The sequence below is a fragment of the Intestinibacter sp. genome (genome assembly GCF_051866655.1).
GTDB lineage: Bacteria > Bacillota > Clostridia > Peptostreptococcales > Peptostreptococcaceae > Intestinibacter.
This window is the reverse complement of the sequence record NZ_JBJDXL010000567.1, coordinates 1-8,791: the sequence shown is the minus strand read 5'-3', so window position 1 is coordinate 8,791 and position 8,791 is coordinate 1. Positions and strand designations below refer to the sequence as shown.

Annotated in this window: 9 protein-coding genes and 1 pseudogene; 3 read left to right on the top strand and 7 right to left on the bottom strand. The window is 33.1% G+C overall.

Annotated elements, in window-relative coordinates; translation table 11 throughout:
• The 3 genes and pseudogenes from ACI3VO_RS17190 to ACI3VO_RS17180 all read left to right on the top strand — a co-directional run.
• Window positions 1–123, top strand: a pseudogene (locus ACI3VO_RS17190) (IS1595 family transposase); the annotation flags it as partial.
• A 368-nt stretch (window positions 124–491) separates the two neighbouring features.
• On the top strand, window positions 492–1,088 hold the full coding sequence (locus tag ACI3VO_RS17185) for a chromate transporter (protein WP_439759076.1): 597 nt from the start codon (window positions 492–494) through the stop codon (window positions 1,086–1,088).
• The gene (locus tag ACI3VO_RS17180; protein WP_439759075.1) at window positions 1,082–1,657 is read left to right on the top strand and encodes a chromate transporter; all 576 of its coding nucleotides are present in this window, start codon (window positions 1,082–1,084) and stop codon (window positions 1,655–1,657) included. The genes ACI3VO_RS17185 and ACI3VO_RS17180 overlap by 7 nt, the downstream gene beginning before the upstream one ends.
• A 57-nt stretch (window positions 1,658–1,714) precedes the next feature.
• Here the strand turns inward: ACI3VO_RS17180 and ACI3VO_RS17175 are convergent, their stop codons facing one another.
• The 7 genes from ACI3VO_RS17175 to ACI3VO_RS17145 form a co-directional block, all read right to left on the bottom strand.
• Window positions 1,715–2,863, bottom strand: a complete 1,149-nt coding sequence (locus ACI3VO_RS17175; RefSeq protein ID WP_439759074.1) for an ABC transporter substrate-binding protein — start codon at window positions 2,861–2,863, stop codon at window positions 1,715–1,717.
• Between the two features lie 18 nt (window positions 2,864–2,881).
• Entirely contained in the window at window positions 2,882–4,015 is a 1,134-nt protein-coding gene (locus ACI3VO_RS17170; protein ID WP_439759073.1) for a nitrogenase component 1, read from the bottom strand.
• Complete coding sequence (locus ACI3VO_RS17165; RefSeq protein ID WP_439759072.1) at window positions 3,996–5,330, bottom strand: nitrogenase component 1; 1,335 nt, start codon at window positions 5,328–5,330, stop codon at window positions 3,996–3,998. Before ACI3VO_RS17165 ends, ACI3VO_RS17170 begins: the two co-directional genes overlap by 20 nt.
• Complete coding sequence (locus ACI3VO_RS17160; RefSeq protein ID WP_439759071.1) at window positions 5,324–6,094, bottom strand: nucleotide-binding protein; 771 nt, start codon at window positions 6,092–6,094, stop codon at window positions 5,324–5,326. The genes ACI3VO_RS17165 and ACI3VO_RS17160 overlap by 7 nt, the downstream gene beginning before the upstream one ends.
• A 19-nt stretch (window positions 6,095–6,113) precedes the next feature.
• Window positions 6,114–7,157, bottom strand: coding sequence for a [FeFe] hydrogenase H-cluster radical SAM maturase HydE (gene hydE, locus ACI3VO_RS17155; RefSeq protein WP_439759070.1), 1,044 nt, complete (start codon window positions 7,155–7,157; stop codon window positions 6,114–6,116).
• Window positions 7,150–8,265 carry a TM1266 family iron-only hydrogenase system putative regulator gene (locus ACI3VO_RS17150; RefSeq protein WP_439759069.1) on the bottom strand — a complete coding sequence of 372 codons (1,116 nt, stop codon included), beginning with the start codon at window positions 8,263–8,265 and terminating at the stop codon, window positions 7,150–7,152. The genes hydE and ACI3VO_RS17150 overlap by 8 nt, the downstream gene beginning before the upstream one ends.
• Window positions 8,262–8,791 (bottom strand): FecCD family ABC transporter permease (locus tag ACI3VO_RS17145; protein ID WP_439759068.1); only part of this gene is annotated, 530 nt, incomplete at its 5' end. The genes ACI3VO_RS17150 and ACI3VO_RS17145, both read right to left, overlap by 4 nt.

Here is an 8,791-nt window from a genome sequence, read left to right as displayed (position 1 = left end):
TTTTTAAATATAATAGAGAATTAAGAGAATGGATGAGAAATTTTAATGGGGTTGCCACTAAGTATTTAAATAATTATTTAACGTGGTTTAAATTTTTATTTATAAGTAAGAAATATAAAGAATTTAATCGAATAAAGGAATTATTTATGGAATTAGCGACAGAGGATCTTTATATTACTCAGTACATGATAAAAAATAGATTTGTAGAGTTATTATAATGAATAAATTTTATTTTATAAAAATAAATATTTAGAGCTATAATTCTTCACAAAGTTCTTTAATATATTCATAATGGCACGGAGACATGGTAGTAGCTTCGCTATAGATATATATTAGATATTAAATAATATTCATTTATTAATATTTCTTGTTAATTCTTTCCTATAATATGTATTTACCTATCACTTTTATAAAACTTATATATTTTACTTATAATAAAATAGCTAATATAATAAACTTGTAAATAACTTCGAACAAAAGGAGATAATATTATGAAGGAAAAACAATCAAAATCATTTATTTTGTGGAATCTATTTAAATCAATGTTCGTATTGAGTTCATGTACCTTCGGTGGTGGATTTGTAATCGTATCACTTATGAAAAAGAAATTTGTAGAGGAATTAGGATGGCTAGATGAAGACGAAATGCTAGATATAACAGCTATAACTCAGTCATCTCCAGGTCCACTTCCTGTAAATGCATCAGTTATTATAGGTTATCGCATGTGCGGAATTTTAGGATCTATAGTCGCTATTTTAGGGACTATAATACCTCCAATGGTTATTATATCAGTCATATCAATATTTTATACAGAATTTAGAACTAATAAATATATAGCAATCGCTCTTCAAGTTATGAGAGCTGGAGTTGCTGCAGTAATTTTTGATGTAGTTATAAACCTTATGAAAAACGTAGTGAAAACAAAGAGATATTTATATATCGCTATGATGGTAGTAGGATTTGTAGCAACTTACCTACTTAAAGTAAGTGCTATGAATATTATATTAGTTTGTCTTTTAATAGGTATTGTAGATTTAATGTTAGAGCTAAATAAAAATAAAGTAAAAGGAGGTAATCAAAGATGCTAATTTTAAAATTATTCTTCAGTTTCTTAAAGGTCGGTTTATTCAGTGTCGGAGGTGGTTATGCTGCTATCCCACTTATACAAGATCAAATAGTAAATGTTCATCAATTGATGACTTTAGAAGAATTCACTGACTTAATCACTATAGCTGAGATGACTCCTGGGCCTATTTCTATAAATTCAGCGACATTTGTCGGCACTCGTCTTGCTGGACCTCTTGGAGTTATTATTTGTACTTTAGGGTGTATTATACCTTCATTTATAATTTGTTTGACATTAGCGTATTTTTATTATAAATACAGAAGCTTCTCAGGAGTTCAAACCGTACTAGCTTCACTAAGACCTGCTGTAGTCGCTCTAATAGCTTCTGCTGGTATGTCAATACTTATGCTAGCACTTTTCAACGCAGATATATCTAACTTTAAATTAGGCGACTTTAAGTGGATTGAATGCGGACTGTTTGTAGCAGGGCTATACGCACTTAGAAAATATAAGATGAATGCTATAACTGTGATATTAGGTAGTGGTGTTGTCGGAACCTTACTTTATCTAATTACAGGATTTGTTGCATAAAATCAAAAATACCACCAATCGTAGAATTTGCGACTAGTGGTATTTTTTTATATTATCCTAGAATCCTTTAGCAGCATCTGATGTTGGTGCAAATATTGATTCTACTTGTTCTTCTGTTAATTCAACGTCGAATACCTCTTTATAGTATTTTTCAACTTCTTCATTTAAATCTATATCTTCAAATAAATCTGGATATACAGTCTTAGCATACCATAATAGAGTCATAGGAGTATCTGCTCCTGGAGTGTAGCTTCTGTACATTCCTAGAGGAGTTTTGTAAACTTTTTTATCTTGAACAGCTTGTATTTTACTCCAATCGTTGCTACCTATAGTATTGTTGTATAAATCTTCTGGTTGAGCTTGAGTAAAGTTTGTTATAAATATAATTTCTGGATTGTACTTATAAATTTGTTCCATATTAATTGGCACTGCATTGTCTTTGTCTATATCGTCAGCTACATTTTTAGCTCCTATAGCTTTTGCCCACCAGCTTCCGAAGAACTGATTACCTGATGTAACTATTGAAGTTTCATCGTATTTGAATAAGAAAAATACATTAGCTCTTTCATCATCTGGGATATCTTTTACTCTTTCTTGAACCATATCGTAAATTTCGTTGCTGTATTTTTCTACCTTGTCTGCTTTAGCATCTTCTGGGAATATTTGACTTAATAAGTCTATCCAGTTGTTTAAAGTTTCTATAGAATTGTATTCCCATTTGTTAACTGATATTGCAACTGCGTTAAATCCAGCTTCTTTTAATTTTGATCCTATTTCTGGATCTGAAGCTCCGTAGAATACTACGTCTGGTTTTAATTTTAATAATTCCTCTGTATTTACTTCGCTATCTTTTATAAATCCTGTATCTGCATTTAATATTTCTGGGTATAATTGCCCTAAAAGTCCGTTTTTAGCTGCAGTCATACTTGGTTCTGACATACCTACTATTTTATCAGCTGAGTTAAAGAATATTGCTAAAACTGATGGAAGTGGTAGTATATCACAAACTGCTATACGTTCGATTTTAGATGGAAGTGTAACTTCATCTCCTGCTTGGTCAGTTATAGTTATTGTGTCGCTAGCACTTGATGATGCTGAACTAGCTTGTGAACTAGAGCTTGATTTAGATGTTGATGAACATCCACCAAATATTGGTAACATAGTTACTATTAGTAACATACATATTATTTTTTTGAATTTTTTCATTTATAAAATTCCCCTCTCTTATAAGTTTTTATTTATTATATTTGGTATTTCATCTCTATAAATTCGCCCTGAAAATCCCTCATGAGGCAAAGATATAAAGTTTGAATCAATTGGACAAATAGGTTTATAAAGTGGATCTGCTATTATAGCTTTTGCATTCTTTAAGCAAGATGCTATCTCTTCTTCATCCATAGCTATACAGTCTCCCTCTAGAAGGAGTTTTTCGTCTGTTTCCAAAGCTGATATTACTTTTACTGTCTTATCTTTTTCTTCTGCTATAGCACATGCTAGAGATTCCGACATAACACTTTCACCTATTATAGTTATGTCTGCATCTTCTACTGTTTTTCTATTTTTATAAGCTATTTTATTTTCTTTTGTCTTTATAGCTTCGTTTAAATCATTTAAAACTATTTCTGCAAATTTCTTTCCAAATGGTGTACCTACTACATAAGGAATACCGAATTTTTCGTATAGGTATTTTGCAACTCCCATTCCTGAATAAGATACTACTAAGTTTACATCGGCAGCCTTAGATTTTTTTATATCCTCTAATGTAGAACCCATAGCCCAAGTGCTGACTACTTCAAATCCGTCTGATTCTAGTAATTCCTTCATAGCTTCCACACTTTTATTTACAGAAAAATCTAACGGTGTAGCGCCTATTATATTTGCTCTTTTTTTGCCATCTGTACCCTCTGATTTTTCACATACAAATCTCTTAGCTAAAGCTTCAAAGGCTTTATACGCACCATCTATATACGAATGCATTCCTGTTGTATCAAATCCAAAAGTAGGTATATTTGTCTCTTTTTCGATTATAGATGCAATAGCCTTGAAGTCAGTTCCTATCATCATAGGTATAGGAGTTCCAGTCATAGCTATAAAATTAGGTGAAAGCTCTTTTGCAGTGTATATTATGTCGTCTATAAACTTGTCGTCATCCCCCATTATAGCTTCCATTTCAGATATTCCTGAGATATATACCATACTGTCGATATCATACCATCTAGGCTCGTCGTGAGTGTTGTATGTAGAGTTACATCCTGAAGCATCGTGCATTACTGTAAGTCCGCCTAATTCATATAAAGCTGAACAAACTCCAAATGCATCTGCTGAATAAATAGATATTCTACTTGCAATTTGTCTCATAATTTTCACACCCCAATCCTTTGAATTGTATTAATTTTTTAGCATCTTTTTCGTTTAAAAAGGCGTCAATCATAAGATCTGCTAATTTGACTATTCCGTCAAATCCGTACATTCCTCCACCTTCAACTATATTTACAAAATTATTACTTCCTGTGAAATACGCTGCCTTTTGACCTAGAGCTAGTATTTTTTCGTCGCTTTTTCTATCTACAAAACGCATTTTTACATGTATTGTCGCGTAAATTTTTATTTCTGGATAGTTTTCCTTAAGCCAATTGAAGTCCTCTTGTTCTTCAGCTATAAAGCTATCTACATATATACTCTCTACATTAAATCCATGCTCTAAAAGAAGTCTAGCAAGTCCTAGAGGTCTCATAGTAAGTGTGTAGTCTATTGCTATAGGAGTATCGCCTATTACCTTTTGAGACTTGTTTAGAGCTTCTGTAGCTGCTTTTTTATTTTCTTCAAAATCCATTTTTTCTACACCTAGAGCTTCACAAAGCAAGTCTAAATTCTTTTCTATTTCATCAAATCCATAGCATAGAGGTAAATATAGATGCTTTTGACCTAATTTTTCTTCTAAATATCTACCTGCTTCTCTAGCTACAGGGTTGTAGGAAATATTTATAGAGCTCTTGCCCATTTCTTTGTACTCTGCATAAGTCTTAGTATCTGTAATCTCCCTAAGAGTAAATCCATTGTCTCTTATGATTTTTACTAACTCACTGCTTTCATCAGTTGAGTAGTTATTTCCAATTATATTTACGCTCTTTTGTTCTAATTCTTCTTTGTCTAGTAGGCTGTACAATTGTCGTCTCATTATTTGATCTGGTGTAAGTCCACTTTTTCTCATAATAGGGTTCATATAACAGTCTGTAAACTCTATATCTGGATATTTTTCTCTAAGTCTCTTATAAACTAGAGGCAAATCACATCCTACAAAATGGTGAACACAGCTAGTATACACTAAGACCGCCTTTGGTTTATAAGGTAGCTTAGATAAAATATCTCCAACACCTTCTATTATTAAATCCTCTGTATCACCTTCTAGCACATTATTTTCTCTAACTATTATGTTAGAAAATCTATCTATAGCATTCATCTCAGCTGCAGTTAAGACAACACCTCTAAGGCAGCTTTGTGCGCATACAAATATTTGGTGAATTTCAGGGATAAGCATTCCTATATGAACTATATTCCAGGTACCTCTAGCTGAGCATGAAAACTCAAGTCTAGAATCAAATGGTGCAGGAAATTTTGCATCTTTTATTAAAACACAGGCATCTCTTTCTTTTTCTCTAATAGGTTTTAACATTTAGCTTCCTCCTTTTCACATGCCTTAAGTAAGCTCTCAGCAAGTGCTTCGTATTCTTTTGCCATAGGGCTATCTGGAAAAGCTTCTATAACTGTTTTTTTCATTTCCTCTGCTTGAATTACTATTTCGTCTCTGTCTAGAGTTCCAACTAATTTTGAATTTACATTTTCTATAAATTCATTTACTTTTTCTTCTTCGTTTTTTACGTTTCTCTTATTTAAAATAACTCCACCTAAGCTAGCGTATCCTCTATCCTTGAAGTTATCTATTGCCATAGCTATATTTGCCGCAGCGTGGATTGACATGTATTCCCCAGAAGTTATTATAAATACCTTGTCTGCATATCCGCCTCTCATAGGCATTGAGAATCCTCCACAAACTACATCACCTAATACATCGTAGAAAACTACATCAGGTTTATATTTTTCATATGCGCCTTTTTGTTCTAGTTTTTCTAGTGCAGTTATTATACCTCTTCCTGCACATCCCATTCCTGGGGTTGGTCCTCCTGCTTCTACACATAAAATACCTTTATATCCTTCTACTACCATATCTTCTAATTCGAAGTTGTCCTTCTTTTCGCGAACTAAATCTAAAACTGTATTTATTTTAGTTCCTGCATGTAGATTAGTTGTCGAATCTGCCTTTGGATCGCATCCTATTTGCATGACCTTTAATCCCTTTTTAGCTAGTGCCACAGATAAATTAGAAATTGTAGTTGATTTTCCTATTCCACCTTTTCCATAAACTGCTATTTTTATCATATCTAAATCCCCCTTATATCTATCCTCTGTAATCTCCTCTATCTACAACTATTTCGTATCCAATTTCACTCATATGATCTTGCAAAACTCTTAAGTTTTCGCCTGCATCCTCACCGCTTATAGCTTTATTGTCGTATAGTAAATAATTTTTTCTAACTGCTATAGGTGATAAATTAGGCATAATTACATTTGCTCCACATAAAACTCCTAATTTTCTTCCGTCAGATTTTGCTGTTCCCAGAGCTGTCGTAGCTGGAAGTAGTACATCTGGAAGCATTATTCTGCATAAACTAAGTAAAAATAATGTCATCTCAACGCTTCCTGACTCGAAGTCTCTAAATGGAGTATCCTTATGTGGTATAAATGGACCTATTCCTATCATTTGAGGCTTAAATTCACTCATATACATCATATCCTCGCATAGATCACTTATTCTCTGATATGGACTTCCGACCATACATCCACATCCAGTTTGATAGCCTATTTCCTTTAAATCCTTAAGACAATTCATTCTGTGTTTTAGAGATAGTTTTTCTGGATGGAGTTTTCTGTAGTGCTGTTCATTTGCTGTTTCATGTCTAAGTAAATATCTGCTCGCCCCAGCATCGAAAAATCTCTGATAAGATTCTCTCTCCTTTTCTCCTATAGAAAGCGTTATAGCACAGTCTGGAAATCTCTTGTGAATCTCAGATACAATATCGACTATCATATCGTCTGTATAATGTCTGTCTTCTCCGCCTTGGAGTACAAAAGTTCTATAACCGTATTTATATCCCTCTTCACAGCAATCCAATATATCCTCTTTAGACAATCTATATCTAACTGCATTTTTATTTGAGCATCTTATTCCGCAGTAGTAGCAGTCATTTTTACAGTAATTTGTAAATTCGACTATACCACGAAAAAATATCTTCTTACCAAACTTTCCTACAGCTATCTCTCTTGCAATATCAGCTGCATACTTTGCATCCTCTTCTGTAAATGTTTCTAATAACTGTTCCCATTCTAAAAAAGAAAGGCTTTTGTTTTGATTTAACTTATCTATTATTTCTACATTATTCAACCTTTTCACATCCTTTTTCCTCTTTAAAATCAACTTGAGAATATATAGCTTTTACACTGACACCTGACAGATGACCAAGCTGAGTTACTAGAGATTGAATTGCATGTTCAGGCGCATCTAAAGTTACATTTATAATGGATATACCCTTTTCTTCATAAGGCATTCCCATACGACCTATTATGTATTTTTTATTTTGTCCTATTAATTTATTTATTTTATCTGAAATACTAGAATCCTCAGCAATTATAGATACAACTGCGACCTTTCTTTCATCAGATAATTCACTTTTATCTAAAAGTACATCTAAATCACTAGTATTAGTAATTTCTAGAGGTATAACGTCTTTTAATACATTGCTTGGAGTTTCTATCTCTCCTATTACTGCCTTTACGCCAAATGCTTTTTCTATATTTTCTTCTGTTATAACCTCTCTAGTTTCGCCAAATAGATATTTTCCACTCTTACTTAATAAAAATGCTTTATTAGCCCTTTGCAGTGCATGCGTCGGATAATGTGTGTTAAATATACAGCTTATACCTTGATTTGAAAGCTTTGTCATTGTATCTAAAATAAGCAGCTGATTTTTAAAATCTAAGTTTGATTCTGGCTCATCTAGTATAAGTATTTTAGGCTCAGATACTAATGCTCTAGCTATTAAGACCATCTGAAGTTCCCCTCCACTTAGTTGAGAACATTTTTTCTTTGCAAATCTAGTTAGATTCATCTCATCCATTACTCTGTTTACTATCTCTAAGTCCTTTTCCTTTGGCATAGACAGCATTCCAAAATGACTACTTCTTCCAAGCAAGACCATTTCTTCTACTGTATACGCTGCAACTGTAGTCTTTGCCTGAGGAACATAAGCGATATCCTTCCATAATTTTTTATGTGAAATACTTCTTATATCTACTCCATCTAATGTGCTTTTTCCACTTTTCCATTTCAAAAATCCCATTATACATCTAAGTAATGTAGTTTTTCCCGCTCCATTTGGACCGAGGATTGCTACAAAATCGCCTGGCTCTACAGAAAAATTAATATTTTCAAGTAGCAATTTATCCTTAGAATTTTTGTAAGCAAAACATCCATTTTCAACTGAAAGTATCATAGCTGCCAACCTCCACTTCTTCTCATAAGTGTTATAAAGAACGGTGCTCCAACTATTGCTGTAAGTATTGAAATAGGAATTTCAGTCGCTACTAAGCTTCTAGCGATAGTATCTACTATAACCATGAAAACCGCCCCAATACTTATTGATGCAGGCACTAATGCAAGGTGGTTATTTCCAAACTTCATCCTGCACATATGAGGTATAATAAGTCCTACCCATCCTACCTGACCACACATGGAAACACATGATCCTGTGACCATAGTAGCTGCTACTATTGTTATACCTCTAAGTAAATTTATATTAGTCCCTGATGATTTCGCTTCGTCATCAGATAGCATCAAAATATTTAGTCTCCAACGAAGTAAATAAAGCACGAAAATTCCGACTATTATAAACGGAGCTCCTAAAAGCAATGTCTTATAGCTCGCTGAACCCAAGCTTCCCATAAGCCAATAAGTTATAGCTGGTAGCTGTGTTTCAGAATCTGCAACAAATTTTACAAATGACACAAGTGCTGAAAACA